This is a genomic window from Rhizobacter sp. P5_A1 (assembly GCF_056400745.1).
Window position 1 is genome coordinate 16,771 of record NZ_JBFUKR010000018.1, and the last position, 25,871, is coordinate 42,641.

At 65.4% G+C, this 25,871-nt stretch carries 29 protein-coding genes, 2 pseudogenes and 2 riboswitches; of the genes and pseudogenes, 16 read left to right on the plus strand and 15 right to left on the minus strand.

Annotated features, from left to right (window positions below; genetic code table 11):
- The first annotated feature begins 165 nt into the window (after positions 1-165).
- A riboswitch (glycine riboswitch) is annotated at positions 166-262 on the plus strand.
- 4 nt (positions 263-266) lie between these two features.
- Positions 267-372: riboswitch (glycine riboswitch) on the plus strand.
- Positions 373-455: 83 nt separating this feature from the next.
- Positions 456-1,766, plus strand: a complete 1,311-nt coding sequence (locus AC1DTW_RS18745) for a D-amino acid dehydrogenase (RefSeq protein ID WP_477982839.1) — start codon at positions 456-458, stop codon at positions 1,764-1,766.
- A gap of 247 nt (positions 1,767-2,013) precedes the next feature.
- Here the strand turns inward: AC1DTW_RS18745 and AC1DTW_RS18750 are convergent, their stop codons facing one another.
- The gene (locus AC1DTW_RS18750; protein WP_477982840.1) at positions 2,014-2,868 is read right to left on the minus strand and encodes a helix-turn-helix domain-containing protein; all 855 of its coding nucleotides are present in this window, start codon (positions 2,866-2,868) and stop codon (positions 2,014-2,016) included.
- A gap of 206 nt (positions 2,869-3,074) precedes the next feature.
- Between AC1DTW_RS18750 and AC1DTW_RS18755 the strand changes: the two genes are divergently transcribed.
- The 8 genes and pseudogenes from AC1DTW_RS18755 to AC1DTW_RS18790 all read left to right on the plus strand — a co-directional run bounded on the left by AC1DTW_RS18755 (position 3,075) and on the right by AC1DTW_RS18790 (position 8,696).
- The gene (locus AC1DTW_RS18755; protein ID WP_477982841.1) at positions 3,075-3,941 is read left to right on the plus strand and encodes a fumarylacetoacetate hydrolase family protein; all 867 of its coding nucleotides are present in this window, start codon (positions 3,075-3,077) and stop codon (positions 3,939-3,941) included.
- A gap of 8 nt (positions 3,942-3,949) precedes the next feature.
- The gene (locus tag AC1DTW_RS18760; protein ID WP_477982842.1) at positions 3,950-4,732 is read left to right on the plus strand and encodes an alpha/beta fold hydrolase; all 783 of its coding nucleotides are present in this window, start codon (positions 3,950-3,952) and stop codon (positions 4,730-4,732) included.
- 61 nt (positions 4,733-4,793) lie between these two features.
- Positions 4,794-6,137 (plus strand): metal-dependent hydrolase family protein, encoded by a 1,344-nt coding sequence (locus AC1DTW_RS18765; protein ID WP_477982843.1) that lies wholly within the window; start codon positions 4,794-4,796, stop codon positions 6,135-6,137.
- A 183-nt stretch (positions 6,138-6,320) separates the two neighbouring features.
- The gene (locus tag AC1DTW_RS18770) at positions 6,321-6,545 is read left to right on the plus strand and encodes a hypothetical protein (protein WP_477982844.1); all 225 of its coding nucleotides are present in this window, start codon (positions 6,321-6,323) and stop codon (positions 6,543-6,545) included.
- Positions 6,546-6,605: 60 nt separating this feature from the next.
- A pseudogene (locus tag AC1DTW_RS18775) lies at positions 6,606-6,981 on the plus strand (IS1595 family transposase); the annotation flags it as partial.
- A 690-nt stretch (positions 6,982-7,671) separates the two neighbouring features.
- On the plus strand, positions 7,672-7,947 hold the full coding sequence (locus tag AC1DTW_RS18780) for a hypothetical protein (protein WP_477982845.1): 276 nt from the start codon (positions 7,672-7,674) through the stop codon (positions 7,945-7,947).
- 13 nt (positions 7,948-7,960) lie between these two features.
- Positions 7,961-8,161 carry a hypothetical protein gene (locus AC1DTW_RS18785; protein ID WP_477982846.1) on the plus strand — a complete coding sequence of 67 codons (201 nt, stop codon included), beginning with the start codon at positions 7,961-7,963 and terminating at the stop codon, positions 8,159-8,161.
- A gap of 232 nt (positions 8,162-8,393) precedes the next feature.
- Positions 8,394-8,696 carry a hypothetical protein gene (locus AC1DTW_RS18790; RefSeq protein ID WP_477982847.1) on the plus strand — a complete coding sequence of 101 codons (303 nt, stop codon included), beginning with the start codon at positions 8,394-8,396 and terminating at the stop codon, positions 8,694-8,696.
- A 105-nt stretch (positions 8,697-8,801) separates the two neighbouring features.
- Here AC1DTW_RS18790 and AC1DTW_RS18795 read toward each other — a convergent pair whose 3' ends face one another.
- A complete protein-coding gene (locus AC1DTW_RS18795) occupies positions 8,802-9,212 on the minus strand; it encodes a type II toxin-antitoxin system PemK/MazF family toxin (protein WP_477982848.1) in 411 nt (136 codons plus the stop codon).
- Positions 9,209-9,496 carry a hypothetical protein gene (locus AC1DTW_RS18800; RefSeq protein WP_477982849.1) on the minus strand — a complete coding sequence of 96 codons (288 nt, stop codon included), beginning with the start codon at positions 9,494-9,496 and terminating at the stop codon, positions 9,209-9,211. The genes AC1DTW_RS18795 and AC1DTW_RS18800 overlap by 4 nt, the downstream gene beginning before the upstream one ends.
- Before the next feature lie 284 nt (positions 9,497-9,780).
- Between AC1DTW_RS18800 and AC1DTW_RS18805 the strand changes: the two genes are divergently transcribed.
- Positions 9,781-9,984, plus strand: coding sequence for a hypothetical protein (locus AC1DTW_RS18805; RefSeq protein ID WP_477982850.1), 204 nt, complete (start codon positions 9,781-9,783; stop codon positions 9,982-9,984).
- 121 nt (positions 9,985-10,105) lie between these two features.
- On the opposite strand, the gene AC1DTW_RS18810 is transcribed toward AC1DTW_RS18805, so the two are convergent.
- Together AC1DTW_RS18810 and AC1DTW_RS18815 are read right to left on the minus strand one after the other, a co-directional pair.
- The gene (locus tag AC1DTW_RS18810) at positions 10,106-10,534 is read right to left on the minus strand and encodes an SET domain-containing protein (RefSeq protein WP_477982851.1); all 429 of its coding nucleotides are present in this window, start codon (positions 10,532-10,534) and stop codon (positions 10,106-10,108) included.
- Positions 10,535-10,639: 105 nt separating this feature from the next.
- A complete protein-coding gene (locus tag AC1DTW_RS18815; RefSeq protein WP_477982853.1) occupies positions 10,640-10,897 on the minus strand; it encodes a hypothetical protein in 258 nt (85 codons plus the stop codon).
- Positions 10,898-11,436: 539 nt separating this feature from the next.
- Between AC1DTW_RS18815 and AC1DTW_RS18820 the strand changes: the two genes are divergently transcribed.
- Together AC1DTW_RS18820 and AC1DTW_RS18825 are read left to right on the plus strand one after the other, a co-directional pair.
- Positions 11,437-11,946 (plus strand): single-stranded DNA-binding protein, encoded by a 510-nt coding sequence (locus AC1DTW_RS18820; RefSeq protein WP_477982854.1) that lies wholly within the window; start codon positions 11,437-11,439, stop codon positions 11,944-11,946.
- Between the two features lie 70 nt (positions 11,947-12,016).
- A complete protein-coding gene (locus tag AC1DTW_RS18825; RefSeq protein ID WP_477982856.1) occupies positions 12,017-12,889 on the plus strand; it encodes a DUF932 domain-containing protein in 873 nt (290 codons plus the stop codon).
- A 239-nt stretch (positions 12,890-13,128) separates the two neighbouring features.
- Here the strand turns inward: AC1DTW_RS18825 and AC1DTW_RS18830 are convergent, their stop codons facing one another.
- Positions 13,129-13,788: a PIN domain-containing protein gene (locus tag AC1DTW_RS18830; RefSeq protein WP_477982857.1), complete on the minus strand. Its 660-nt coding sequence runs from the start codon at positions 13,786-13,788 to the stop codon at positions 13,129-13,131.
- Here AC1DTW_RS18830 and AC1DTW_RS18835 point away from each other — a divergent pair.
- Positions 13,773-14,270, plus strand: a complete 498-nt coding sequence (locus AC1DTW_RS18835; protein WP_477982858.1) for a thermonuclease family protein — start codon at positions 13,773-13,775, stop codon at positions 14,268-14,270. The genes AC1DTW_RS18830 and AC1DTW_RS18835 overlap by 16 nt on opposite strands.
- A 31-nt stretch (positions 14,271-14,301) precedes the next feature.
- Here the strand turns inward: AC1DTW_RS18835 and AC1DTW_RS18840 are convergent, their stop codons facing one another.
- Positions 14,302-14,748 (minus strand): helix-turn-helix domain-containing protein, encoded by a 447-nt coding sequence (locus AC1DTW_RS18840; protein WP_477982860.1) that lies wholly within the window; start codon positions 14,746-14,748, stop codon positions 14,302-14,304.
- A 188-nt stretch (positions 14,749-14,936) separates the two neighbouring features.
- Here AC1DTW_RS18840 and AC1DTW_RS18845 point away from each other — a divergent pair, with 188 nt between their 5' ends.
- Positions 14,937-15,380, plus strand: a complete 444-nt coding sequence (locus AC1DTW_RS18845; protein WP_477982861.1) for an HU family DNA-binding protein — start codon at positions 14,937-14,939, stop codon at positions 15,378-15,380.
- A gap of 123 nt (positions 15,381-15,503) precedes the next feature.
- Here AC1DTW_RS18845 and AC1DTW_RS18850 read toward each other — a convergent pair whose 3' ends face one another.
- Genes AC1DTW_RS18850 through AC1DTW_RS18860 form a run of 3 tightly spaced genes read right to left on the minus strand, consistent with a single transcriptional unit; the run spans position 15,504 to position 17,034 of the window.
- Positions 15,504-15,965 carry a hypothetical protein gene (locus tag AC1DTW_RS18850; protein WP_477982862.1) on the minus strand — a complete coding sequence of 154 codons (462 nt, stop codon included), beginning with the start codon at positions 15,963-15,965 and terminating at the stop codon, positions 15,504-15,506.
- The gene (stbB, locus tag AC1DTW_RS18855) at positions 15,962-16,672 is read right to left on the minus strand and encodes a StbB family protein (RefSeq protein WP_477982863.1); all 711 of its coding nucleotides are present in this window, start codon (positions 16,670-16,672) and stop codon (positions 15,962-15,964) included. The genes AC1DTW_RS18850 and stbB overlap by 4 nt, the downstream gene beginning before the upstream one ends.
- Positions 16,669-17,034 (minus strand): hypothetical protein, encoded by a 366-nt coding sequence (locus tag AC1DTW_RS18860; protein WP_477982864.1) that lies wholly within the window; start codon positions 17,032-17,034, stop codon positions 16,669-16,671. Before AC1DTW_RS18860 ends, stbB begins: the two co-directional genes overlap by 4 nt.
- 433 nt (positions 17,035-17,467) lie before the next feature.
- On the opposite strand from AC1DTW_RS18860, the gene AC1DTW_RS18865 reads away from it, so the two are divergent.
- Complete coding sequence (locus tag AC1DTW_RS18865) at positions 17,468-18,058, plus strand: hypothetical protein (protein WP_477982865.1); 591 nt, start codon at positions 17,468-17,470, stop codon at positions 18,056-18,058.
- Positions 18,058-18,543 carry a hypothetical protein gene (locus AC1DTW_RS18870; RefSeq protein ID WP_477982866.1) on the plus strand — a complete coding sequence of 162 codons (486 nt, stop codon included), beginning with the start codon at positions 18,058-18,060 and terminating at the stop codon, positions 18,541-18,543. The genes AC1DTW_RS18865 and AC1DTW_RS18870 overlap by 1 nt, the downstream gene beginning before the upstream one ends.
- Before the next feature lie 243 nt (positions 18,544-18,786).
- Here the strand turns inward: AC1DTW_RS18870 and AC1DTW_RS18875 are convergent, their stop codons facing one another.
- From AC1DTW_RS18875 to AC1DTW_RS18895, 5 genes and pseudogenes are all read right to left on the minus strand, one after another.
- Complete coding sequence (locus AC1DTW_RS18875) at positions 18,787-19,092, minus strand: RNA polymerase sigma factor (RefSeq protein WP_477982867.1); 306 nt, start codon at positions 19,090-19,092, stop codon at positions 18,787-18,789.
- A 657-nt stretch (positions 19,093-19,749) separates the two neighbouring features.
- A pseudogene (locus AC1DTW_RS18880) lies at positions 19,750-20,939 on the minus strand (IS91 family transposase).
- Positions 20,940-20,948: 9 nt separating this feature from the next.
- Positions 20,949-21,824: a tyrosine-type recombinase/integrase gene (locus AC1DTW_RS18885; protein WP_477982868.1), complete on the minus strand. Its 876-nt coding sequence runs from the start codon at positions 21,822-21,824 to the stop codon at positions 20,949-20,951.
- A gap of 391 nt (positions 21,825-22,215) precedes the next feature.
- Positions 22,216-24,045, minus strand: a complete 1,830-nt coding sequence (locus tag AC1DTW_RS18890) for an ATP-binding cassette domain-containing protein (RefSeq protein WP_477982869.1) — start codon at positions 24,043-24,045, stop codon at positions 22,216-22,218.
- Between the two features lie 32 nt (positions 24,046-24,077).
- A complete protein-coding gene (locus AC1DTW_RS18895; RefSeq protein WP_477982871.1) occupies positions 24,078-25,871 on the minus strand; it encodes an asparagine synthase-related protein in 1,794 nt (597 codons plus the stop codon).

Sequence of the window (25,871 nt, forward strand, 5' to 3'; positions counted from 1 at the left end):
GATGCGCGGGGCCTCAGACGAGTTCGTACAAGCCAGACAAGCTATGCACTCGCTTGTCGAACGATTCGAGCGACATTTGCAAGAGGGCGTTGACGCTGTTGAGTGATGCGGGCCTGGGCGCATCGGTGCAACTTCCTTGACGTCCGTCGGCAACCTCAGTAAGCTCCGCGCTCTGCAGGAGAGCGGGCCACTTGGTGGCCCCACCGAAGGCGCAAACTCCCATAAACGCTCAGGTCGGCTCAAGCGAGCCTGTACTGCACCAACCGTCAGAGCCGTCTGGAGAGCCATCACTTCGCGTGATGCACCGAAGGAGCAAACCCGCTGCGGGCGCAGAGGGTGAATCTCTCAGGTACCGAGGACAGGGGGAGCGGCAACTTGGACATGCGTTCCGGTTGCTTTCTTTCTTGCAGCTTCCGTTTTGTTCTGTTCAAGCGCCAACCCCCAGGGTTCTCGACATGCGCGTGATCGTTCTTGGCGCCGGCCTTCTCGGCGTGACCTCGTCTTACTACCTCCAGCAACTCGGTCATGAAGTGACCGTGATCGATCGCCAAGCCACTCCGGCTGCCGAAACCAGCTTCGCCAACGGCGGGCAGATTTCGGTCAGCCACGCGGAGCCTTGGGCCAATCCGAGCGCGCCCCTGAAGGTGCTTCAGTGGCTGGGCAAGGAGGACGCACCTTTGTTGTTTCGCGTACGCGCCGACCTGCGCCAGTGGCTTTGGGGCCTGCAGTTCTTGCGCGAATGCACGCCGGCACGCACGCGCCACAACATTGAGCAGATCGTGCGCCTCGGCACTTACAGCCGCGACACTTTGCAGCAGCTACGCCGCGACACCGGCCTTAGTTACGATCAGCGCACGCAGGGCATCCTGCATTTCTACACGACACAAAAGGAATTCGACGGCGCACTGAAGCCCGCCGAACAAATGCGAGCGCTCGGCTGCGAGCGCCAAGTCATTTCGGCCGACGAGGCGGTGAGTATCGAGCCCGCTCTGGCCCACATCCGGCCGCAACTCGCGGGCGCCACGTACACCGCCGAGGACGAATCGGGCGATGCCAACCGCTTCGCGCGAGAACTCGTCAAGCTCGCCGCCGCCGCCGGCGTGCAATTCCGCATGAGCCACACCGTGACCGCGCTGCGCGAAGCCGGTGGGAGCATCGACCACGTCGAAGCGACCGACCGCGAAGGTCGATTCCAACGCATTCGCGGCGACGCGTTCGTGCTTGCATTGGGCTCGCTCAGTCCGCTCTACGCTGCGCCGCTGGGCATCCGGCTGCCGATCTACCCGGCCAAGGGCTACTCGGTGACGCTCCCGGTGATGGATGCGTCGAAGGCCCATCAGGTCTCGCTGACCGACGACGAGTTCAAGCTCGTGTTCTCGCGCTACACCTCCGCGTCGGGCGACCGCATGCGCATCGCCGGGACGGCTGAACTCAACGGCTACGACCGCGACTTGAACCGCGTTCGCTGCGAAGCGATCGTGCGGCGCGTCGAGCAATTGTTCCCGGGCGCAGGCGACACGAATCAAGCCCAATTCTGGACCGGGCTTCGTCCTGCAACGCCGAGCAACGTGCCACTGATTGGCGCGACGAAGCTGCCGAACCTGTTCCTGAACACCGGCCACGGCACGCTGGGTTGGACTCACGCCTGCGGATCGGGAAAATCGATCGCTCGCATCGTCAGCGGTCTCGCACCCGAGGTGGATTTCGCCTTCACCGGAATGCCCAAATGCGTATTTCAGCCCATCGTGGACGGCGTTTCAGACTGATCGCGGACGCTGTTTCAGCGAGATCGTGGACGACTTGGGGTGCGCAAGTGATTCTCTAACCGGCATCAAGCTCACCCCATTTTGAGGACCGGGCCGATGCCGACGAACAGAATCACATGGCGCCGAATCCGCGAGGTTTGGCACCTGCACTTGCAGGGCGGGTTGAGCTACAGCGCGGACGAGCGACGGCGAACACGCTCCGCGGCCGCAACTCGATGGCACCACCGTCACGCGGCCGTGACCTCGGCTACGACACCCCGGTCAAGAGGTGCGGCGTCGCAACCGTCGCCGCCCGGCGAAACTTCGAAGGCGTGACACCCATGTGGTCTCGAAAGAAGCGGGAGAAGTTGCCGGGCGTCGAGAAGCCCAAGTCCAGCGCGACTGAAGTCAAAGGCTCCCCCTGCTGTACCAGCCGCCGCACCGCTTCTTCGACGCGTACCGCACTCCAGAACACCTGAGGCGTCGTGTTCAGTTGGTCCTTGAACAGCGCGAAGAAGTGCCCGCGTGACAGGCCTACGCGTGTTGCCATGTCCTCGACCGCGATGGGCTCGCTGACGTGCTCACGCATGTACGCGATCGCGGCCCGAAGTCGGTGATCCAAAACTGGAGCCGTCGGTGTCAGCCCTTCGACGTTGATGGGCGCGCTCGACGCGTTGATCGCGGCCAGCAGCAACCGCTCGACTTCGCCATCGATGTCCGAACCGGGCTGCCGGTGCGGAGACACGATCTGATCGAGCACGCGCCAGCAACTCTGCCTGACGGCCGAGTCGATGGGCACGCTCGGCGAAGCGAAGAAGAAGGGCCGACCACTCGACGCGCGGCGTTCGTCCAGCCAGGGCTTGGCGATGTAGAGCACGAGAAAGACTGCCGGCCCGCTGCGGTCAAGGAGGCGCGCATCGTGCGATTCGTATGCGTTGGTGCCCAGTGCGAGTTGCTCGCCGTAGGGGACCAACTGCGAACCGACGTGCCCTTCCACGCGCGCGCCGCCAAGCCAGAGCGCAAGCTGGGTCTCGGCATGGGCGTGCGCGACGAGATCGTCACGCAACTCCAAGACGACTGCACGACCAAAGGTACCTTCGTGCAAGGCGTAGGCTTCAAGCATGTTGTCTCCATCGACCCCAGTGAGTCTCCTCAGCGCCCATCCCGGCGCATTTCAGGGAAAACACTGAGTTCGCCATCTGACGCGGTGATAAGTCGCCGCACGAGCTGATAAGCACGTCTGCGCCGCAGTTTCTACAGTTCATCCATCCGATCGATAACGCCTCACGGCACCCGGAATTTTCATCCAAACCCAGCAAAGAGACAGACATGCGAATTGCGACATTTGTACTCAATGGACAACGCCAGGTCGGCCTCGTTGCTGGCGACGGCAAATCCATCTCGCCGCTGGCGCTGACCGCCGAGCAAGCGAGCCTCGGTGCCCAAGTGCTGATCGATCTGACGCTCGACGGACGATCGCTCCCCGCCGCCCTTCCGTCTCTGCAGTTGAGCGATGTGAAACTCGAAGCACCGCTCCCGGCGCCGCGCCGCAATCTGTGGTGCGTGGGTCGCAACTACCACGCGCACGCCAAGGAGCTGTCGACCTCGGTGTTCAAGGACAACGACACCAATCCCGAGTCCTGGCCGATCGTCTTCACGAAGGTGCCGGAATGCGTGGTAGGGCCGTTCGATGATGTGCAGATCCCGGTGGGCGTGTCGGACCAGGTCGACTACGAGGCTGAGCTGACCGTGGTCATCGGCAAGGGCGGCAAGAACATCGCACGGGCTGACGCGCTGAAGCACGTCTTCGGATACACCATCGTCAACGACGTGACGGCGCGCGACGTGCAGATGCGCCACCAGCAATGGGACATGGGCAAGTCCTTCGATACGTTCTGCCCGATGGGCCCGTGGATCGTGACCGCCGACGAGTTCGACGGCACCAAGACCCGCGTGCGCTGCTGGGTCAATGGCGAGCTGCGCCAGGACGGCCCGGTCGAGAACATGATCTTCGACATCCCGACCCTGATCGAAACCATCTCCCGCGGCATCACCCTGTACCCGGGCGACGTGATCGCGACCGGCACGCCGGCCGGCGTTGGCATGGGCATGAAGCCGCCGCGCTACCTGAAGGCCGGCGACATCGTGCGGGTCGAGATCGATGGCCTGGGCGCCATCGAAAACAAGTTCGTCTGAGCCGCGCCATGACGACGCAACTGATCCAAGGCTTGGCCGTCGAGGTCGACGGCGAGGGCGATGCACTGCTTTGCATTCACGGGCTCGGCGGCTCCTCGAACGGCTGGACGCCGCTGATGCCCGCGTTCGAGGCTTTCAAGGCGATTCGGCCCGACCTCCCCGGCAGCGCCCGCTCTGCGCTGACGAGCGAGAAGCTGTCGATCGACGTGTACGTAAGCGCGCTGGAGAGCATGCTGGCCGGGCTGAACATCGAGTCGGTGCATATCGCGGCGCATTCGTTGGGCACGATCGTCGCGCAGCACTTCACGCTTCGCAACGCGGCCAAGGTGAGGTCGCTTGCGCTGTTCGGCCCGCTGTTGGCGCCGCCGGATGCGGGGCGCCCCGCGATCGTTGCCCGCGCCGCGCTGGCCCGCAGCGGCATCGTCGGGATGCAGCAGATTGCCGACGCGATCATGAAGGGCGCGACGAGCAAGGAGACGAAGGCGCAGCATCCGGCCGTGCTCGCGTTGGTCCGCGAGAGCGTGATGCGGCAGTCGCCCGAAGGCTACGCGCAGGGCTGCGAAGCGCTGGCCGAAGCGCAGGGCGCTGCGGTCGAAGGCATCCGCGTCCCGACCTTGCTCGTCACCGGCGACCAGGACGGCGTCGCTCCGGCGGCGAATGTACTGGCCATGGCCGAGCGCATCCAGAGCAGCCGCGCCGTCGTGCTCGAAGGATGCGGTCACTGGACGACCTTCGAGCAGCCGCTGGCCTGCATGCGGGAACTGCAGCAGTTCCACGCCAGCGTCCGCTAGTTCCCGTTCCCACGTTCCACCCACAACCGACCCCTGAAAACGGGGACGAAGGAGACTTGTCATGTCCAAAATTGCCATCGCCGACGTCAACATCTTCGACGGCAGCGGCGAAGACACCTTCAAAGGCGCCGTGCTCGTCGAGGGCAACCGCATTGTCGACGTCGTGCGCTCGCCCCAGCAGATCGACACTACCGGCGCACGCTTCATCGACGGGAAGGATCGCTTTCTGATGCCGGGCATGACCGAGGCCCACACGCACTTCTCGTGGAACGACCAGCCCTCGCTTGCGGCGATCCAGTTTATGCCGCCGGAAGAGCACATGCTCTGGTGCGTGCGCGTGGCCAAGCGCTACCTCGACATGGGCTGGACTTCGGCGATCGGCGCGGCCGCGGCCAAGCCGCGGCTCGACGTTGTGCTGCGCAACGCCATCGACGCCGGCGAGTTCCCCGGCCCGCGCTACCTGGCCGGCAGCCAGGAGATCACGACCATTGGCGCGCTCGGTGACAACACCCTGCCGCATATGAAGTTCGAGGAGCTGAGCTTCGGCAGCGTCTGTAGCGGCCCGGAAGAGATCCGCCGATCGGCCCGAACCTTCATCAAGTACGGCGTCGACCACCTGAAGATCAATCTGTCAGGCGAGTACATCGCTGGCATTGCGGCCGAGCAGTCGCCGTTTGCCGAAGACGAGATCGCGATGCTGGCGCAAGAGGCCAAGCGCTACGGCAAGCGCATGGCGGCACACGCACGCTCCAGCGAGTCGGTGAAGCAGTGCGTGAGGCACGGCATCGAGATGATCTTCCATGGCAGCTTCGCCGACGAAGAGGCTCTCGACATGCTGGAGGCCGCGAAGGACAAGCACTTCGTTGCACCCGGTATCGGCTGGCTGATCCGCACCACCTTCAACGCGGCCGAATACGGCATCACCGAGGCGGTGGCCACCCAGATGGGCTACAAGCGCGAACTGGAAGTCGCGACCGAGACGCTGCGCAAGATGCACAAGCGCGGCATTCGCATTCTGCCGGGCGGCGACTACGGTTTCGCGTGGATGCCGCACGGAACGAACGCGAACGACCTGCAGTACTTCGTTGACTACATCGGCATGACCCCTGCGCAGGCCTTGCGTGCGGCGACGAAGCTGGGTGGCGAAATCATGCAGCGGCCCCACGAACTCGGCATGCTGAAGCCCGGCTTTCTGGCCGACATCGTGCTGGTCGATGGCAACCCGCTCAAGGACCTGTCGGTGTTGACCGACCCTGCGAAAGTCCAGTTGGTGATGAAGGACGGCGTGATCCACAAAGACTGCGCGACGCCTGTGCCTCACGAGGCGGCGCTGCATCTTCCGGGCGCGGATCGGCCACTACAGGAAGAAGGTGTGAGGGGAGCGATCGCCGCGACCGCGATCTAGGCGAAATGGCGCCCATCGGTGGATCCGAGATCTCGGTGGCGATAGACTTCCTGTCGCCGGCACCCACTCACGACAAGATCGGCAGCGCGCTCGAAGAGATCCCGTTCTGGCGGCAACCCAGGGGGTTCGCTTCGCGGCATCACCACCTTCGGTGCCTCGGCGGCACCACAAGCGGAGATTGCGATGCGAACCGTGGCCCAAAGTGCCTACCTCGAATCCGAATTCGGGGCCTTGAGCGAACTGCCGGCCGTCGGCACCTCGCTCGAGAATCCATACGTCTACGACGCCTCGGCCAGGGAACTGAAGGCGATGGCCTCGCAAGGCCTGGTCAAGATCGTGGAAGAGCGGCGAGAAGGCGACGAGGAGAGCGGGCTGATCAGCAGGTTGACGTTCAAACGACTGCGCTAGCGGCACAAGGGCGGCTTGTTCAATGCCGGCGAAGGAAGTCAGCGACCGTGCGCAGCCTCGGCCAGTCGGGCGCGGCTGATGTGCCGGGCGTGTGGGCGCCCAGAGCACGGTGACGGCCGGCACGATCTTCGACAAGACGCGCACACCGCTGCGCGTCTGGCTCGCGGCGGCTTGGTATCTGACCAACCAGAAGCAGGGCGTCAGCGCCCTGGGTCTGCAGCGTGTGCTCGGACTGGGGAGCTACCAGACCGCCTGGACGATGCTGCATCGGTTTCGCCGAGCGATGGTGCGCCCAGACCGGGATCGCCTGAAGGGTCAGGTCGAGGTCGACGAGACCTACCTGGCCATCACCGACCGCGAGGAGCCCATCTCACCCGCGGGGCGCAAGAGCAAGACGAGCAAGGTGCTCGTCGTCCTTACGGTTGTCCTTCAGCCGATTGACCTGCGCCAGTCGGAGCTGGAATGCATCAATCGCCTTCTCCGACTCGACCGGCCACTTCACATCCTTGAGATGAAGTAGCACGGCCTGCAGCGCATCGGCGAGTTGGCCGATCTGCCGCCCGTAAGTTCCAACGTCGTCCAGAATCTTCTGTTCCAGCGCCGGGTCTGCGGACTGCCCCATCTCGATGTTGATGAGTCCGACCTGACCCCCGGTGGACTGCCACATCCAGTTCCAGGGTTGATGACCTGGTTCACATTGCCGGACAGAGGAAGCATGAGCTTGGGCATGAGGGACCTTTCGGGATCGAATCGAGTTGAGGTCGAGTGAGACGCTACTGCAAGCACATGACCGGGAAGGGACACGTCTCTGCATGCGCCGTGCCACTTCGACGGATTCCCTTGCGGGCGATGGCTACTCTGTCCCCGCGATCGCGGCAACGGGGCCCGCGACCGCCGCCGTCCAGCGCAGATTCGATCGATGTCATCGACTGTTGGGCCAGGTGATGTTGCGCCTCATGCGTGGCAAGGTTGTTCAGCGGATCGGATCGCAGCGACGCAGGGCATGCGTGGGTCGCTGACGTGGTGCTCGAACGCGCCGGATAGAGTTCTGTCCATGGGCCTACCGCCGCATTGCGCGGCGCGGGCTCCTTCGTCAGAATTTGTTCTCGTCAACCGGACCCGACCAATGGATTCGCCGTCGCCTTCCTATCGTTGCCGTTCGTGTGGCGCCACGAGTTATCAGCAGCTGGTGCACCGCGATCCCGACGGCGTGATGCGCTACAGCGGGGTCTACAAGTGCTCGGGTTGTCCGCTGGAGTTCACGCAGATCGGCTCCTGGCGTGAACGGCGAATGCATCCCAGGGGTGCGTCGACGGAACCATCGGCGAAGTGCGATGGGTCGGACGCTTCCATCTCGCCGCAGGGCCACAAGTTGCCTGACGACGCGTTCGCGCAGCGCTGACGGTGGAGTTCGAATGCCTCACGCTCCCTCTGCAGCTTGGCTGGACCGCTTCACGACGCGGCTGAGCCGGTTGCTGCCGTCGCTCACGATCGACGAGGCGTCCGGCATTGCGCTGGCGGTCTTCCCGGACGGCGGGAATCTGGATCCGGAAGAGGCCGCGGAGATCTATGCGATGGAGCCTCCGGCCGCCGACGCGGCGTCGCCGAAGGCGTAGCGGGCTGCCTTTTGCCGGGGCCGGCTGATCGGACCAACAGGCCCCGCGGGAGGTCTTTCGCTCGTCGTCCGCCGACGGCCGACGTGCGGGCGCCCGCTTCGCGCGACGGCATGGCGTCATCGCTCCATCCCGGCTCGTGCAAAAAGCATGGAGGTCGAGGGCGGGCGCTTTCGTCATCGAGGTGTGTGTTCCGCCGAGGCGGCGGAAATCCGGGTTCGGCGAGGGCGTGACCATGTGGATACTGTTTCAGCGGGCACCTGTGCCCGATGCGGCCGACTGGCCCGGCCGGCGGGGCCTGGCGGCGATCGATGCGCTGGCATGGCCGGTTGCGTTGGCGGTCCTCTTGTCCCGCGTCCCGGCCACGACCGGGGTCTTCGTGCCGACCGCGATGGCCATCCTCGTGCTGGCCGGGATGGTGCGAGTGCACCGGGCCGTGTGGCGCAACCACCGCTATCGGTTCACGACCTGGCGGGTCGCGCGCGTGCTGGCGGTGCTGATGGTCGTGGGACTCGCCCTCAAGATCGGCTTGGCCTGACCTGCTGTCGGGAGGTCACGCGCGCAGCAGTTGCCGCGAGGCGCAGCACTTGCCGTGCGAGGATGCTCGCGGCGGCCGAGGCGCCTTCATCGGGGTGCCGTCTGCTCATGCGGTGGCCGCCCGGAATGCCGCCTGGACGGCACGCACCAGCGACGGGTGCAGGGTGCCCAGCTTCGGCGTCTGCCCGTGAGGCGCAGCCGGCGGCACCGAGAACCACTCGGTGGTGTAGGGAAGGTCGAGGGCTTGTCTTAGGTCGAACTTGGTGTCGTGGCTGAGGCCGGCGGCTTCGTAGGCTGCGGGGTTGCGCTCACGCTGGATCGAGAACGCGCCTCGGTGCAGGGTGGTGGTGCGCTGGCTGGTGCCGTAGGCGACGCGCACCGTGAACTGCGGCGCGTCGTCGTCGAAGACCGCCAGGATCAGGGCAGGCCTCGGTTTCGGGCGCGGGTGGATGTTGTCGGGAAAGTGGCACCAGACGATCTCGCCGGCGGTGGGCTCGGCCCACCACTGCGACGTCATGCGGGTTCGACCTCGTACAGGCTGGAGCGGACCGACTTCTTCTTGCCCTGGGGGACGCGTTTCTTGATCTGCCGCACCTGAGTGGCCGTCAGCGGGCCTTCGTCGGCCTCGTATTGGGGCAGGAGCTTGACCGCCATGTCGTGCAGTGCCAAGTGAATGGCCTGGGTCTCGTCGACGCCGAGGCGTTCCGCGAGCCGCTTGGCGGTATCGCGGGTCACGCCGGTCGTGCTGTCGGCGGGACGATAGCGGAATGCGATTTGGTCGATGGTGCTGCGGGTGGCCATCAGATTGACTTCCTGAGATTGGATATCTTGAAGATATCCAATGATGTTGCGTGCGTCAAGCGCGCGCTTCCTCACCGCGCACCCGTGGCGGGCTGTATTCGTGTCGATGTCGCCGATCTGGCGGGCGTGTCGACACCTCGGGTGTCGTTGCACCGCCGTCGAACGCCACCCCGCCTCCCTGTGCGGACGCCCGGCGCGTCCACGCTGATCGACACGGCCTTCCCGTGCTGGCCAACGCCGGGCTTTCGCATATACTGTGATTCCATCCAGTATCCAGATCGACGATGAACGCGCCGCTGTTCGCCGAGGTCCTCCGGCTTCGCGAGGACTCTCCCCAGGAGGCGCTGCCTCTGGCCACCGAAGGCGTGCAGCGTTTCGTGTGGGAGAGCCGCTTCGGTCCGATGCTCATCGAGGTGGTCGACGGCGTCGCCTACGTCAACGGCCAGCGAGTCGACGCGATGAGGAGCGACGCGAGCACGGCATCGTAAGTTCGAGGAAGAACCGCCATGAACTCCTTGCGCCGGAACTACCACCCGCCGCGCCGCTCGGTGCCTCGCTGGCTCCGCCAAATCTGGGGCTGGCTGTAGCGCGGCTGCCCGGACGCGGCCATCACGTGGCGGCCAGCATCGTTCCTCGACACTGCACGGTTCCGCAGCTGCACCCGAATACGTTCGGCTCTTCTGTCTCGTCGACGACCAGGCTGTAGTCGAGGAAGAGCTCTTCGCCGGCACGAATCGGGCGCAGCGCATAGAAGACGACATGGGTCTCGCCGCTCGCGTCGACCTCCTCGTACGCTACACAGTTCGGCGCGCACGAATGATTCAGGTGCTTCGTCGAGTTGCCGCCGACGGCCGCGTCGATGATCGAGCCGTCCGACAGTCCGAACACATAGGTGAGCCCTGCGTCCCACGACCGACGGTTCACCTGGCGGGCCGAGTAGCGCTTGCCTTCGTACGTGCCGATCTGTTCGCCCTCGTCAAAATCTCGGGCGGCAAACGCCCCTTGTCCGTGGATGCGGCTCGGTCCAACAAGAATCATGGGTCTGGCGGACGCGTCCGCTCGCAGTCGTTCTGACAGAAGAAAGGGCCTCCATGAGGCCCGAGCAATATCCAGACCGGCGCGCGAGGTGCCGGCACTCTGCGGCTACTGACAGGCTTCGCAAGCCTCGTCGTCGGTCGCGCCTTCGCGGCGCCGCGGGCAAACCGGGAGCGTCTCATCCGAGTCGAGGTCGAGCACGAGCTCGGCAAATTCCTGGGGTTCGGTGCGAGGACGGGTGTCGTGGATGGTTGCCATGTCGATTGCTGAAGATCTGCGAGGCGACATTTTCGCACCGAGCGTCGATGCGTGCGGCCCGATCCCGAGCCCGGGGCCCGCGCGCTTTTTTTCCTTCATGCTGCGCATGAACGAGCGCGCTTGACGAACTGGCGGCCGCTTCGCTCGCGGCGCTGCGCTTCGATCGCTGCGCACCCGCCAGATCGCCACCCCGATCTCCCGCCACGCCCGAAGCCGGGCCGCTCAACCAAAGCGAAATGCATGCGTGATCGGTCCGCTCGACCGCCGCGCCAGTCGCTGCGCTTGGTGTCACGTCGGCTGCGGAGGCGCCGGACCTCGAGGCCCGGGCGGGCGACTGCGCTGCAACCGCCGCGCCAGGCAGGCTGGCACGGCGGCCGCGACGCTGCGTCGCCCGAACGCGGGGCAGCGCGTGCGCCAGTCGTCCCACCGAGCTCCCCCCAGCTGCGCCCCCGTCGACTCACGAGGGGGACTTGTGGGGGGATCTTCAAGCGGTGGGCCGGGAAACTGGCTCACTGCTTCGGCTGCGTTCGACTCCACCCATCTCCAACCTCTTCCCGTGAGGGAAGAGGCAATCGCCCACCCCCGCCGCCCCCGGGCGGAGCGAGGAAGTCCGAGCAGAAGGATCAGTTCAGAGGAACACCACAACGGTGTCCGGCTGGTCGTTCTGTCTGGAGCACATCATGGCTTTGGTACGAGTGGAACAACGCAACGCTCGCCTGGCTGCGCCGGTGAAGGTCGAGGTCGTCAAGGGTCGCGACGGCGAGGTCGCCAAGGGCACGGTGACCATCATCAGCAACGCGCGCCGAGGGTCCGGCGAGGACCGCGCCGAGGAGGCGACCGCAATCCAGTGGACGCTGTGGGGCAAGCAGGCCGAGAACGCCGCCGAGTACCTCGGCAAGGGCTCGCGCGTCAACGTCGTCGGGCACCTGCGCAATAACAACTACACGGACGGCGAGGGCCGCCAGGTCTACGGAATGTCGTTCACTTGCGAAGAACTCGACTACCTCGACAGCAAGGCCGAGTCGGAGGCGCGCAAGGGCCGGCAGGAATGGGCCGAATCCTATGAACGCGAGCAAGCCAGCGCAGCCGATCCGAAGGCGAGGCAGGGACGCGCGCCACGCACGGGCGGGCAGGCCCGCGGAGCCGCAGCGAACTGAAGCGCCAGCGGGCAGGGCGCGTGTGTGCCGGCCCGCCTTTCAATACCTCATGCATCGACAAGGAATCACCATGTATTCATCTCACAGCACCCCGAGTCTCGCCACACGCTTCGCGCGCAATACCTTCGTCGTCCGCAGCGAGACGCCACTCGCCGAGGACCAGATGCGGCAGGCCGCGCCGTCCATCTTCGCGGAGGGCAAGCACGTGAGCCGGTCCGAGCGCTACACGTACATCCCGACCATCGAGGTCCTGCGCGGTCTGCGCAAGGAAGGCTTCGAGCCGTTCATGGTCGCGCAGAGCAAGAGCCGCATTGTGGGCAAGACCGACTTCACGAAGCATATGGTCCGTATGCGGCACGCCGACCAAGTTATCGGCAAGGCCGAGGCGAACGAGATCATCCTCATCAACAGTCACGACGGCGCGAGCTGCTATCAAATGCTCGCGGGCGTGGTCCGCTTCGCCTGCTGCAACGGCCTGGTCGTTGGTGAGGTCTCGAACGATATTCGCGTCAAACACAAGGGCAACGTCCAGGACGACGTGATCGAGGGAGCGTTCCGTGTCCTCGAAGACTTCGAAGCGGTGGACGAATCGACCGAGGCGATGAAGGCGCTTCAGCTTGAGCCACACGAGGAGATCGCCTTCGCGACGGCCGCGCTGGCACTGCGTTTCGGCGTGCACGCGGTCGAGGACGGCGGTGGACACCGGCCGGCTCCGGTCACCGCCGAGCAATTGACCGAGGCCCGTCGGCTCGGGGATGTGGGGCACAGCCTGTGGATCACCTTGCAGAAAGTGCAGGAGAACGTCATCCGTGGAGGTCAGTCCGGCCGCAGCGCGCAAGGCCGGCGCATCCAGACACGCGCGGTGAGCAGCATCGACCGCAGCGTGAACCTGAACCGGGCGCTGTGGGTTCTTGCCGAAGAAATGCGCAAGCTCAAGGCCTGACAAAGCACGCGACCGCGCGACTGCGTGGTCACCCAGTGCTGAATTTGAGTCGAAATTCAGCACTGAATGCCAGCGTTGTCGGTCCGATGATCGGGCCGGCACGCGTGGCCCGACCTGTTGGCCATCGAGGCCGCAGGTCGGGAGTTGGATGGCACGTGTCGTTGGCCTGGTTCACCGTTCACGGCGGAGGTCACATGAGAATGGTCGCTCGTTGCAAACCCGGGCGTGCTTCCATGACTTCAGTCCGGCAACGAGTAAACCACCTTGCTGCCGTTGGCGACGAATACACCGTTGCGCTGCAGCTCCGCGAGAAGTGTCTGCACTTCGGCATCATCGAGCTTGGGCTGAAACAGCGCGCCGATGCTCGTGCTCAGTGTCCTGGTGGACGCGGGCCGCTGCGCGCCGCGCCTGACCAGGTAGGCCAGGATGATCGAGAGCTTGTCGTCGGCCGGTGCCGCCCCGGAGGTCCGGACGATCGGGATGTCGTTGACATCTGCGCACCGGCTCGCGTGAATCCCCTTGCTCTTGAGATGCTCGATCAACGGGTCATAGCCCTTGTCGACCGCGATCACATGGAAGTACGCGTCCGGCTCGGACACTGCGAGCCGCCCGAGGTAGTAAGCGATGTGGAAGTCCAGCGCGTTGCGCCCCGCGGCCGATACGCGGATGTACTCGGCACGCGCCCCCAGCAGCTGCAAGGCAGTGGCCACGTTGATGTCGATGCGGACCTGGTTGGGCCCGGTGAACATCAGCACCTTGAAGTGTTCATCCTTCAGCGCCGAGACGATCTCAGGCTGCACACTCTCGTAATCGATCAGGACGTAGTTGGTCTTGATGATGCCTCCGATGGCTGGGCGAGATCGAAGGCCACAGCATATGACAGGTGCGCCGTTGCACACCGCTTCCAACTTTCCTCAACCGTCCGGATTCCATGATTGAAGCTGCACTCCTTTGCCTGGTCGTCGGTATCAGCGACGGCGACACCATCAAGGTCCGGTGCCCCGATCGACCGCAGACCGCGGTTCGACTCGCCGAGATCGATGCGCCGGAGAAGGCGCAGCCATTCGGCCAGCGCAGCAAGGAACTGCTGTCGACGCTGTGCTTCAGGAAGCAGGCGGAGATCCGTCCTTCGACCCGTGATCGGTACGGCCGGACGATCGCTCGGGTCATCTGCGCCGGCACCGACGCCAACGCGGCCATGGTGCGTGCCGGCATGGCCTGGGCCTACACGCGGTATCTGACCGACCCGCAGATTCAGGCGATGGAAGTCGTTGCGCGGCGCGAACGACTGGGACTCTGGGCCGACGCTCGTCCGGTGCCGCCGTGGGAATGGCGCAACGGGAGCGAGAAGCGCACTGGTCTGCGCGCGTCGTCGTCTTGATTTGAGCCGCGTCTCGACTGGGCCGGCAGCGCTACTTGTCGTTCTTGCGGGAAGCGAGAATCTCGGCAGCCTGGGTCTTGTTCAGTCCGCGCAGTGCCGCAATCGCCGCGACGTGGCTGGCGCGCGGGCGGGCCTTGCCTGCCTCCCAGTTGTAGACCGACTGTCCCGATGCGCCGACCAGCAGGCCGACGGCGTCTCCCGACAGGCCCAATCGCTGACGTTGCGCAGCCAGACGCTTGGCACTGAACCGCAACTTCTTGCCCGGCTCGTCGCTCGGCGACGGCGATGGGTCCGGCTTGGGGGAGGACTTGTGCAGTCGTTTCAGTTCCTGCTCGAGCGCCTGGGAGCGACGCTTGAGCGCGGCGATCTCCGTGCGATGGGCGCTGACGGACTTCTTCAGGCCCTCGACCTCGGCGCGAATCTCCTTGCGCGCGATTCGGGTGATCTCGGATTTGAGGACGGATGCAATGTTTGGCATGGGCGCCATTGTGCCGCGTAGTTCGCCAATATTGGAATCGTCACAAGCTTGACAGTTGGCGGGTTCGAATCATCCGGATGAAGACTTCATGGTTTGGGTGATGATTCGCAAGGTCGCGGTGTCCCTCTAGAATCCCGCGGTCCGCAGTTCGCGGGCGTTTTCCTGACCCCCGAGGACATTCGAACCCCATGGCAACTGCAAAGAAGACGACGACCAAGGTGCCGGCCAAGAAGGCCGCGACCAAGGCCGCAGCGAAGACTGCGCCCGTGAAGAAGGCCGTCAAGGCCGCCGCGCCGGCCAAGGCCGTCGCCGAACTGAAGCCGATCAAGACGGCCTTCAATCGCACGAGCCTGATCGCCCATCTGGCGCAAACGGCAGCGGTGGAGCCCAAGGCGGTCAAGGCCGTCATCGCCTCACTGGAAGCGACGATGCTCGCGTCGGTGCACAAGAAGGGCCTCGGCAGCTTCACGTTGCCGGGCCTGCTCAAGGTCAACGTGATCAACGTGCCGGCGAAGAAGAAGCGCACCGGCCTCGATCCGTTCACGAAGGTGGAGCGTGTGTTCGCCGCCAAGCCCGCGACCGTGAAGATCAAGACCCGCGCGCTGAAGAAGCTGAAAGACGCTGCACTCTGACGCTCGACCGTCTGCGAAGGACGTGAGCAGGCCGCCGGTTTCCAGCGCCGCTTGCTTCGCGTCGCTCCGCTCGGCGTGCTGCACCCGATTCCGGAGTCGGCACGCCGATCACACCGGCACGCTTCATCTGCAGGCGAACGAGCCGAGGACCCACCAGGTAATTGCGGTCGATACGGCAGCCGTCGCGGCGTGTGTCAGCCAGAGGTCCCAGGGTCGATCGACGCGGCGGATGACCTGCTGCAATGTCGCCGTGAGTCGCGCCAGGTTGGAGTCGACCTCAGCCGAGAAGGCCAGCCGCGCCGCGGCGTTCATGGCCCGGGCCTGTGTTTCGATCGCCACGCTGGCCGCTTCGCCGGTGCGCTGGACAATGTGTTCGATCACCCTGGCCTTGGCCTGCTGCGTGAGTGATGCCATGCCCGCTTCAAATGCCTTCAGGCGATCACGCAGTTCCGCGTTCGCGTTGGCCAGCGCCAATCGACCCTCTTCCATCGACGATGACAGCGATTCGACGCGGTCGAGCATGCGCGCGACATCGCCGAGGGCCTCGACGATGAGGGCTTCGCGCGCCGTGTTGGGCCCTGTCATGTCGCCAGTGGCTCCAACTCGAGCGCGGCGAAGCACGCGTCGAGTTCGGGGATGACGCCGCGGGCAAGGCGCTGGGTCGCCAGCCGCTGCGCCAGCGCCATCTTGTCGGACGTCGCCGTCGCCTTGGCGATCTCGGCCTTGTAGTCGGTCGTGTCCGCGGCCCATTCGAGCAGCGACTGATCGGTGCCGCGAACACGCGCGTAGACCTCGTTGTAGCGCAGGCACGCGGCCAGGTTCGGCTGCGAGTGCCCCGAGGCCGCACAGTAGGCGAGCAGGGTGTCGAAGACCGCCTCGATCGGACTGTCGTCGTCGAGTTGGTTGAAGACCAGCCGGACGCGCTGCGCGGGCACGCCGATGCGCGCCAGCTCGGCCAGCGTCGCCGCCGTGTCCTGTTGCTGCTTGCGGGCCGGCACGGTCGGCACGACGAATCCGTCGAAGTCCATGTGGCTGCCGCTGTAGCGGCGCATCAGCGCGAGCAGGTCTTCGACGTTGCTCGCGCCGACATCGACGACCAGGTCAGTGACCGTTTGCAGGTATTCCTGCAGCTGTGCGAACTGCCGTCCCCGGATCGTCATGGGTTTGCCGTCGTCGGCGTTGATGCTTTCCACCGCGACGAATTGGCAGGCGGGGATGCGCGGGGCGAGCAGGTGGCGGGCGATCGTGCTCTTGCCGACGTTGCCAGAGAAGTTGATGACGGCGAGTTTCATGGGACCTCCTGGGTACGGACCAGCGGGTTGCTGGGGTGGGCGTTGAAGAAGGCTTCGGCGACGTCGTGGCCGCGGGCGCGAGGCCGTCCCGACGGCGACCCTGCCGGCGGGGTGCTCACCGCGCTCGCAGCGGTGGGTCGAGGCCCGGACGGCGGTCCGGACAGGAACGTGCGGGACCGCCCGCGGAGGCGGCGTACTTCGCGTCGCAACGCACTCGTGCTCAACTGGATGCCGACATCGGCCAGTGCTTCGCGGATCGCTTCAAAGGTGTAGCCCGCGCCGCGCAGCCGCACGATCTCCACGGCATACGCCGCCGCCTTGCGGTCGGCGCGTCCGGGCTGGCGCTTGGGTTGCAGTTCCACGGCAGGCCTGCGACTGGTTGTGATGGCGACACCACCAATCTAGATCGATGTGGTGCGATCTGGCGCGCTGATTTCTGGCGTTTATTCAGCGGCTCGGCGTCGCGTTCGAGACTGGTGCGCGACGGGGCGCGTCGCCTCTCGGTCGCGTGCGCGCCGCGTGATCGACGAGCTTGAGCGGATGTGACGCGCATCTGCTTCACCTGCGTCGGCTCTTCGTCGCTTCGCAAGCTGCTTCGCGGCGCGATGCGTCGGCTTTGCGGAGCCTTGCGAGCAGCGATGCGCCCACGGCTGTCGGCGATTCGATGAATCGCGGCTCGAAATTCATCGATCGTGAGACTCGATTGATCGACGAAGATGAATTCAAGGTGAGTGCAGAGATAGGCTGCGCGCCGCCGATTTCACAACCCGCTTCGCGTGCTTCATTCGTTGCCTCATGAACGCCGTTCCTCATGACTTCGTCACGGTCGATATGCGCGGCCTGAAAGCCGCGCTGGTCTCTCGTGCTCGCGAGCGCAGGGTCAGTGTGTCGGTCGTCGTGCGCGATGCGGTTGCTCGAGCGTTGCCTTCAAATGAGGAGGCTGCGCTCGAGGCGTCGAGGGCACCCGTCGACATGGACGTGCCATCGGGAACGCTGAAGGTGTCAATCAGATTGACGACGAACGAGGTCCGTCGACTCGATGCGGGCGCGAAAGCCGCAGGTCTCGCGCGCGCGGCATTCCTGTCCGGGTTGATCGATGGGGTCAACGTGCTCTCGTCGGGTGGCCGGCGTGATCACCTGGCAGCACTGATCTCATCGAGCTCCGAACTCTCGACCTTGAGCCGGAACATTCGTCACTTGGCAGACCTTTTGCGGCGAAGCGAATCGCGTGCGGCGCAGGAGTATCGAGCGATGCTCGACACGCTGTCCGGCGACATCGACAGGCACTTGAAGCTTGCCGGGGACGTGTTGGCCCAGATGCAGCCGGCGAGGCGGGCAGTGATAACCAAGGATCACCGCTCATTGGGCGCCAAAGATAAGAAGTGATGTCCGATCCCAGCTCCATCGACGGTGTCCTCGTCCAATGGGGCGACCGGTTGTTCTATCCGGGCAACCGGATCGTGAAGGTCGCACCGCAGCCGAAGCTCCCGGCACACTTGCTGCGGCAGCGCGCAAACGCGATCCGAGCGCGCATCGAGGCGACCGTCGTACGTCGTGCGCCTCAGGTGATGGTCAAGGTCACGGGCGGCGGCCGAGGGATGAAGGCCATTGCGGCGCACTTCAAGTACATCAGCAAGAACGGACGGCTGGACATCGAGGACGATCGCGGCGAAGTGCTTCGAGGGAAGGACGACCTGCGCGGGCTGGCCGATGACTGGCGGCTCGGGGGCACGCCGATCGATGACATCGGGTTTCGGAGGGAGGCTTTCAACATCATGCTGTCGATGCCTCGCGGGATCGACCCGCTGTATGTGCTGAAGGCGGCGAGGGAGTTTGCGCAAGCCGATCTTCCAGGGCGCGCGACTGAGTGACGTCGCCAACGTCCTGATCGGCGGCACCCTTATCCACATGCCGAGTTGCTGTCTTCGCCACCTCAGCGCGGCCGCGCGGTTGTCACGGGGGAATACGCTGTGCGGGAATTGCAACGCCGCGCGGGCCATTCGGTCCGCAGGCACGGCTGCTTTGTCGATATGCGGGGCGCTACTGCCTTCGTAACGCATGCCCTGATATGTGCCGAGCGGAGAAGCAATGGCATCACTTCGAGAGCACCTGGTTCAGTCAAACCCGTAGTTGGCCCCGAAGGCCACCGCCTCGGCGCCGGGCGCCGAATCGACCAGGACCACTTCTTCGAGAAGCACCTCCTCGCCACGGTTGACCGAGGTTCGGTATGCGTCCACCGACAGGTTGAGCGCGGTGCGCATCAGGAACGCCTCGGGCTTGGCCACGGTCTGCTCGCGCTCGTAGCAGGCCAGCCGAACCCAGGCCTCCTGCACCAGATCGTCCGCGTCATGCACTGAGCGACCGCGGCGCACGAGTGCCGCCCTGACGCGGGAGAAAGCAGCTTGCCAGTTCGGGGCCATTGCGAAAGGTCCGGGCAGAGCGATCTGGTCAAGGAGAGGCCGAGACCGTCGTCGTTGAACTGTTGCCACCTCGGTCCTGGCCCGGGAGCGCATAGCGCGCCTGAGCCACTGCCTGGGCCGTCTGAACGAGAATCCACCCCTGGTGGAGTCGAACAGCATGGGCGGTCGCGTGACCATCGCCACGATCGACCCAGTTGCTACATTCATGTCCTCTACAGAACCGTCGGAGCAATGAGCGACGCCGGCAACTTTGGCCGATTGAACACCCCGTGACCAGTCGGCCGCCAGTGACTGCTCGTGTGTAGGTTTATCCGATATCCACCCGCGACGAGACCACGCGTTGATGGACCGCAACGTGAGGGCGGATGTTGGATAAACCCCAGGGGAGGAAGCCGCGAGACAGTCCGCAGCCGGTTCGGTGGCGCTACATGCCTATGGGGATTGAGGCGAGCGAGCCGATGCGAGTCGGATGGCTTCGGCCAGCTGGCGTGCGGTCGGGCGGCACGCCACTCGCAATGGTCGATCTGGTCGGTGCGGCCTCGCATTGCAAGATGAGGCGACGAGGTCCGGTCGGATGGGGCCAGGCCAAGCTGAGGCGCGCCGGCGTGTCGCGTGGAACAGTCGGCGGCGGTTCGATCGGATTGATCGCGAGCGGAGTCATGGCGGTCGCGCCATTGGCGGCGGCGCGCGAATCGTGTGAGTGCGCGTGAACGTCTCCACGATGATCAAGGCAGCCCCGCAGTGCCGACAGATGTAGGGCGGTGCGCTGCGGTTGGCGTCGGTGTCGTCATGCATGGCCGGTAGCTCGAAGACCTGACCCAGCAGTTCGCGCGCCCACGCCAGACTGGCCTTGCGGTTGCCGTTGGCCAGCAAGCCGTAGTGGCGGATGCGATGCAATCCGCTGGGCAGCGTGTGCAACAGGAACCGGCGCATGAACTCGTCGGCGCTGAGCGTCATCGCCTTGTAGCGGGTCGCGCCCCTGGCGCGGTAATCCTTCCAGCGGAAGGTCACGCCGCGCTCGTCCAGGCTGAGCAGCCGGCTGTTGGAGATGGCCACGCGGTGCGTATAGCGCGACAGGTACGCGAGTACCGCCGCTGGCCCGGCGAACGGACGCTTGGCATAGACGACCCACTCGCACTTGCGCATCGGGGCGAGCCAGCGGGCGAAGGCGTGCGCGTCGGCCAGTGACGCGTGCTCGCCGAAGAAGCTCAGTTCGCCGCTCTCGTGGGCACGGGTGAGTTCCTCGATGAAGCGGCGCCGGAACAACCTGGAGAGCACTCGCACCGGCAGGAAGAAGCCGGGCCTGCAGGCGATCCAGGTCTTGCCGTCCGGTGAGAGCCCGCCACCGGGGACGATGCCGTGCACATGCGGGTGGTGGGTCAGCGCCGAGCCCCAGGTGTGCAGCACCAGCGTGGCGCCGATGCGTGCGCCCAGGTGCCGGCGATCCGCCGCGATGGTCATCAGCACTTCGGCCGCCACGTCGAACAGCAGCCCGTAGATGACGGCCTTGTTCTGGTACGCGATGTCGGCGATCGGCCCCGGCAAGGTGAACACAACGTGGTAATACTCGACCGGCAGCAAGTCGCTCTGACGTGCCTCGAGCCAGCGCTGCGCCGCACCGTCTGGCACTTCGGACAGTGCCGGTTGCTGCACGAGTTGTAGGAGACCTGGTCGACTCCGCAGCCTTCGCAACGCAAGACATGACCGCCCAGTGCCGCGCTGCGGCACTGTTCGATGGCCGACATCACCTTGAGCTGACCCAGGCTCAAGTGGCCGCGCTGACTCTGACGCCAGGCCGGACCGTGGATGCGGAAGATGTCGGCGACCTCCAGGGCGGGGTGCGCCACGCCAGAGGCCTACATGGGCGTCAGTCTCTCGAGAGGGCTGACGACCTCGTGCAGGATCCGGGTGGCTACATGGGTGTAGCGCGCCGTCGTGTCCAGCTTGCGGTGACCCAGCAGCACCTGAATGACGCGGATGTCGACCTTCTGTTCGAGCAGATGAGTTGCAAAGCTGTGACGCAGCGTGTGCATCGAGACACGCTTGCCGATCTGGGCGATGTCGACGGCCTCGCACAGGGCTCGGTTGAGTTGACGAACGCTCAGCGGGTCCATCGGATCGAGCCCCGGGAACAGCCAGCCGTTGGTCAGGATCTTGCCCTGCGAGTGAGCCACCCGCCACCAGTTGCGCAGCCGCTCCAGCAGCAGCGGCGAGAGCATGGCGTAGCGGTCCTTGCGGCCCTTGCCCTGTTCGACGCGCAGCGTCATGCGCTGGCTGTCGACGTCGGTGACCTTGAGGCCGATCACTTCGCTGGCGCGCAGTCCGGTGCCGTACGCGACGGACAGCGCGGTATGGTGCTTCAGGTTCGTGACGGCGCCAAGCAGCCGGGTGACCTCCTCGCGGCTGAGCACCACGGGCAGCGTCTGCGGCAAGCGCACCGGCGCGACCTTGGCCATGACGTCGCCGTGGCCGACGGTGACCTCGAAGAAGAACTTCAGGCCGCTGAGTGTCGTGTTGATCGTCGAAGGTGTCGCGCCGTCATCGGCCATGTGCACTTGGAAGCGACGCAGGTCATCGGCGGTGGCGGTATCGGGCGATCGTTCGAGAAAGTGCGTCAGCCGCAGTACCGCGCGGATATAGCCGGTCTGGGTATGCGGCTGAAACTTGCGCATGCGCATGTCCTCGAACATGCGTTGGCGTAGCGGGGAGATGGGCGGAGTCCGGAATTCCATGGTTCTGCTCCTGTTGATGAACGAGGCGGATTGCCTCGCTCGACAACATTGGCAGAACGACTGTCTCGGGTACTCACCGACGCAGCGACGAAGCGTTGCCGCGAGAGCGGCTTCGTCCAGTGGCCGGCTGCCGGCACCCACGAGTGGCAGCTTGGTGGTAGGCTGCTAGGGCGGGCCGGCATCGCACTGGATTGGAGGGAGCGGTAGAGAGTCAGGAACTTTGGCGGCCGTCGGACGCCAGTCGCATCAACTCATGAGAAGCTGGTGCGTCGTGTGGCGCGGTCGACGCCCAGTCGTTGATTTGACGGTCGCGCCAGAGCAACTATTGCCTTGCGTGAAGCGCGCGCGGGTAGGGCGCGGTTGGAGTGCCCACGGGTTGACTTGTCGCTTCTCACGGCGAGTGCGCACCCAGCTGCTCTCGCCACAGTGCGGCGTATTCGCGGCCGCTCGCCAGCAGCGAGGCGTGGTCGCCGTGCTCGGTGACCTTTCCGCCCCCGAGGACCACGATCTCGTCGGCATCCTGGATGGTGGACAACCGATGGGCCACGGTGACCGTCGTGACCCCTGCGGAAATCTCCTGCAGGTTTCGCAGGATTTGCGTCTCGGTCGCGCTGTCCAGCATCGACGTCGCTTCGTCGAAGACATAAATTCCCGGATCCTTGAGGACCGCTCGCGCGATGGCGATGCGCTGGCGTTCTCCGCCCGAGAGTTTGAGTCCGCGTTCGCCGACAACCGTTTCATAGCCCGCGGGGAGCGAGCAGATGAACGCGTGCATCCGAGTGATCCGGGCGGCACGCTCGATCTCCCAACGAGCCGCGTTCGACTTTCCGATGCCGATGTTGAAGGCCACCGTCTCGTTGAAGAGCATCGTGTCCTGTGGCACGACTGCGATCCGCTTGCGCACTTCGCGGGCGGACAGCGTGTCGATGGCCAGCCCGCCGAGCGTGATGCTGCCGGCTTGCGGCTCCTCCAGGCGGAGCAGGAGTCGAATCAGGGATGATTTTCCGGAGCCGCTCGCGCCCACGATGGCGACCCTGCTGCCGGCCGCGATGTCCAGGCTCAGTCCGTTCAGCACAGGGTTCCCGCCGGCGTACGCAAAACAGACGTCTCGCAAGCTCAGACTCAGAGCACCGCGTTGGTCGACGGTCGGCGCGTCGCGCGCGGTTTCCGCACCGATGTCGTCGGTCACGCAGGCGGCCGGCAAGCGTTCGCAGTCATCAGGTGCCTCCCCGACCTCCCTCAACACGTCGAGCACCGGGCGAATGAACTCCACCGCCTGCGACAGGTCGCGGGCCGCGGTGCCCAGCATTTCGAGCGGACGGGCGATCTGCAGCATGTAGGCGTTCGCGAGGACGAAACCGCCCACCGACAGCGTCCCGTGCAGCACCGCATGAACCGCGACCGCGAGCAGAGCGGTCATCGACAGGGCGAAGACCGCTGCCACGGTCAGCCCCACGCTCAGTCGCTCCCGCTGGAACGTCGACCACCGCTGTTCCAGCAAGCTCGTGGCCCTGTCGAAGCGAAGGCGTGCGGTCCCTTCTGCGCCGAAGCACTTGATCGTCTCGACGTTGAGCAGACCGTCCATCAGCATTCCATTCGCGTCGATGCTGGCTTCGGAGACGCCGCGCGCACTGCTCTTGATTTGGGCACCACGAGACCGCAGGACGGCCAGGTAGGCGAGGGCGGTCGCGGCGAAGGTCGTCATCAGCGCCGGCTCTCCGAGAGAAAAGAGCACGACCGTCACTGTGACCATCTCGACCAGGACCGGCACGACGCTGTTGACGAGGTTGAAGATGATGATCTGGTAGCCCAGGATCGCTTGCTGAAGGCATTGGGCAAGTGCGCCGCTCTGCCTGTCGCGATGGAACGCCAGCGGCAAGTGCAGCAGATGTGCGAAGAACCGCCGTCGCAGTCGTGCGTAGAGGCGTTGCTCCGCGGTGGCGATGAGCGACGGGCGGAGCTCGGTCAGGAGCCGACCGCTGCACAGTGCGAGGAGATAGGCGGCCGCGAACACCAAGGTGGTGCCGGGCGACGTCTGACCGTGCGCAGTGGGCTGGCCGGCTGCGTCGATCATGCCCTTGAGCGCGAGCGGCGCGAGTCCTGCGAGCAGGCCTCCTGCCACGACGAGCAAGGCGGTCGCTCCCAGCCGCCATGCCACCGTTCGATCGATGTCGGCGTGAAGCACGCGCAGCGCGGCGGCGAGGTCCACGAACGAAGACATGCAGCCTGTCTTTCGGTGCGGTTGACTGGCCGCTACCGCGGCCAGCGTGCGAGCCACAGCTCGATGCCGATGAAGGCATGAATGTGGCCGAGCGATCCGGGAAGCGCTGTCGGCCTTCCGGAGAGAACTTCCTCGACGCCAGCGCGGTCAAGCAGGCCGCGGCGAACGAGTTGGCCGTCCATCAGCACGCTGCGTGCGAACTCCAGATTCGAATCCAGAACATCCTTCAGGTGCTCCTCCATGCCGCCCTTCGACCGGCGCGCCGCGATCCGGGAAGGCATCTCCGATGCAAAGGCGCGTCGCGCGAGTGCGCGGCCGTGGCCGCCTTGCGTCAGGAGGTACGTGGGCAACCCGAGGCACAACTCGATCAGAGGCTGCGACAGCAACGGGTTGACCAGCTCCGGAGCCAGGGCCTGCTCGAACGGGTCGTAGTACCCGAGCGGGTGCATCAGCGACGCCGTCTGCATGTGCTTGCCGACGGGCAGACCCGGGCGAAGCAGGTGCGGATGAACGAAACGCTCCTGCTGCAGCTTGGTGTTTCGGAGCGCTTCGCCGTAGAGACCGCCCGATGGACTCGACGATTCGCGCGCGACAACGCGCGGCCACACCTGCTCCGCCATGGCGAGCGCGATGGCTCTCCAGACCGAGACCCTGCCGAGCCGTGCCGCATCCATCGCGGCGGCCGCGGCGCCGCGGTCCCAGCCCTTGACCTGCAGGTAGTCGGCGGCCGGCCACCAGCGTCGAAACTCGAAGAAGAGCGGGTCGCCACCTGCGCCGGTGAAGAGCGCCGTTGCGGAGTGCGCCGCGGCCAACCTGGCGTCGATGGTCGCGTTCATCCAGCCGATGTAGTTGATCGGAACGGGCATGCGTGCCGCCCTCGAAACAGGCTCGATGCGGAAGTCCGGGTTGCGTTCGCGCTCGATCAGGTCGCGTCCGACCCGCCCCGCGGCCAGTCGTGCGTACTCGCGTTCATCACTGTTGGAGCCGGGCGAGTGGAAGTTGAGGCAGAGGACATCCGCCGGCGTCGCGCCAGGTGCGAGACAGCTCAAGAGGATCGACGAGTCGACGCCCCCGGAGAGTCGAAAGAGGATCGTCTCGTAGCACGCGGCCCAGGAGCGGGTACATGAGCGCACGACCTCACGCAACAAGACCTCGGCCTCGGCGGCGCTGTGCGCGGTCGGAGACCGCGCGATGTCGACGGCGCTCCAGAGGAATGTCGACGCGTCGTTTCGCAGGTCGAGTGCCTCGCCCGCGAGGATCTGAGACAGTCCGTCGAGGGCGGTCTCTCGGCCACCGAGCGCGCCGAGCAGGATGAATGCGGCCACGGCGTCCCAATTCGCACGCGGTGCGTCGACGCCGGGGAGCATCTCCAGAACATCCTCGAGCCAGGAGAAGACGATCGTGACGCCCTCGTGGCGAATCCTAAAACAGGGCAGCGTCCCGCTCGGGTCCCTGAGCACGCAGGTCGTGCCATCTGCAGTTCCGAAGAATGCGACGTAGCGACCCCAGAAGTCCCGCACGAGCGCGCGGCCGTTGCTCTGCACGATCTGCTCGCCCTCGGCACTGGTGAGCGTGACGTCCGCTGCGAGCGGCGAGCGCAGGTCGCGGCGCCGAAAAAGTCTGCCGAGAACGACACCCTGTCCGCCCGGCAGCGGATAGACACCATTGATGTCCGGCCGCGTTCCTGTGGTGTAGACCTGCAGTCCGGAATGGACCAAGGCCGTGTTCCAACCGGGACGCTTCTCCAGACCCGCGGCGAGCTGTCGCGCCCTGACTGAGGTCGTCGATTGACTGTCGTTCCAGGAGATACCGACGTAGCGAAACAT